This is a genomic window from Azonexus sp. (assembly GCF_049652925.1).
GTDB lineage: Bacteria > Pseudomonadota > Gammaproteobacteria > Burkholderiales > Rhodocyclaceae > Azonexus.
Genome location: NZ_JBASFI010000031.1, coordinates 1 through 1,985 on the forward strand (window position 1 = coordinate 1; position 1,985 = coordinate 1,985).

Genomic DNA, 1,985 nt, shown 5'->3' on the forward strand with positions numbered 1-1,985 from the left:
TGTGTGTATATTTTATCACTATATTATTTGCGTTTATACATCCGATGATACACAAAATATTATACTGGAGTATTTGGATAGTAACAACTGGTATTCTAGCTTTGACGATGGTTCAGGGTGGTACTTATAGATTACACGATGATAATAGGGTTGTAACTCACTATGGTGAACATTATACAGATAGAGGTTATCAATCTATGTGATTTTACCTTATGTATCTTCTTCTAAATAGGGATAGTATTACAAAAAAGGAGATACATAATGATAGATACAATAGAGAATCCACTTCTTTCCAGTATAATAATGCCTGGAGAGACTTTTAGATTACCATCACATGGATTATTTTATACCAACAATGAATTAGATGAATCTGTAGTTAATGGAGAGGTTGAAGTATATCCAATGGCTGCGTACGATGAAATTTTAATGTCTACACCTGATAAATTATTATCAGGAAAAGCTGTAGCTGTAGTTTTTAGTAGATGTATACCACAAGTAAACAACGCTTTCGATATATTAGCAAAAGATGTTGATTTTTTGTTAGCTTGTTTACGTATGGTATCTTTTGGAAATCAAATGGAAGTTGCTTATAAACATGACTGTAAAGAGGCAAAAGAACGTACTTATGTAATTAATTTACAACAGGTAATTAATTCATCAAAATCAATAGATCCAACAACATTAAACGATGAATATAAAAAAACCTTATCCAACGGGCAAACAATATCATTTAAACCTGTAACCTATGGTGAAATGATAAAAATTTATGAAATGTCTATGTTGAATAAATCAAAAATATCTGGAGATGAAACTCCAGAGGAACTAGATATAAAGAGAACTGAAGAAGCACTTGAAGCAGAAAATATATTTGTGGAAACAACTATCATGGTCATTAAGGACGTAGATGGGGTTTCTGATAGAACACATATAAAGGGATGGCTTCGTAAATTAAAATTGGGTTGGAAACGAGATATAACGAAAGCAGTACATCAAATAAGTGATTGGGGAATTGACTTGAGGTCACCACAGATTTGTCCTGATTGCGAAAGCACTGTAAATTTGAAAATATCAGCTAATCCAGTCAATTTTTTTATCTAACACTTGGATTAGGCGAACCAAGTGAAGTTCGAAGTATGTTTACTAGAATGGAATTGGAACGTAAAAGAATTATAAAATCAGTTATTAGTTTAACTTATTTTATGAGGGGTGGCATATCATACGAATCAATGTTCAAACGTTGTCTTATAGAACGGGAATTAATAGCAGAATTTATTGAAGACCGATTGGAAAAAGAAGGCAAGAAAATGTATCCCATCTACTAATCCAAGTGGAAAATTAATTTCATTAACTAATAAATAAAATTGTTCACTTCGTTCCAATCTTTATTAATTAGTTAGGTCTTTTACAAAAATTTATATAATATAATATATAAATCCACTCCCCCCACATTAACGTAGTTGGACTTGGAATCAACTCTCACGGCATATTTCTCGTTCGCCACCCAAGCAACCGGTCAATAATATGCGACCTCTATCTACGGACTATGTTTTCGGGTTCATAGTTGGCGGGTTGAGTAATATCACAACCATTCTTAATTTTTTTCTAACGTGTTATTTGTTCTTAACAAAAACAAATATTATCTAATTATTTTAATATTTTAATATTTTAATATTTTAATATTAATTCAACTTATTTTCTATTGTATACATACCTATAAAATAGGCATCAGTTAAATCATATAATCCAGTTGTCTTTTTAACCCCTTTCAACCCAAATTCATTTTTTATTATTTCGGGTAAATTATCGTATAAATCTTTCTTTTCGGTTTTTTTGCCTTTTACTTTGTTTGGTACAGCAAACTTTTTAACAGAAGTTGGTGCTATAATATGATAAGGTAGAGGATTAATACCATCAATAATTAAGAATTGGAGTCCAGCTAAATCTCTAGTAGCATTTCCCATTCCTCCAAATGATAATCCTTCAAT

3 protein-coding genes are annotated in these 1,985 nt (G+C 30.9%); 2 read left to right on the plus strand and 1 reads right to left on the minus strand.

The window, feature by feature from the left end; genetic code table 11:
- Both WBK19_RS16195 and WBK19_RS16200 read left to right on the plus strand, forming a co-directional pair.
- A partial coding sequence (locus tag WBK19_RS16195; RefSeq protein ID WP_511291531.1) for a hypothetical protein occupies window positions 1-203 on the plus strand: 203 nt, incomplete at its 5' end.
- A 58-nt stretch (window positions 204-261) separates the two neighbouring features.
- On the plus strand, window positions 262-1,098 hold the full coding sequence (locus tag WBK19_RS16200; RefSeq protein ID WP_511291533.1) for a T4 family baseplate hub assembly chaperone: 837 nt from the start codon (window positions 262-264) through the stop codon (window positions 1,096-1,098).
- Window positions 1,099-1,679: 581 nt separating this feature from the next.
- Here the strand turns inward: WBK19_RS16200 and WBK19_RS16205 are convergent.
- On the minus strand, window positions 1,680-1,985 hold a 306-nt coding region (locus WBK19_RS16205), incomplete at its 5' end, for a hypothetical protein (RefSeq protein ID WP_511291535.1).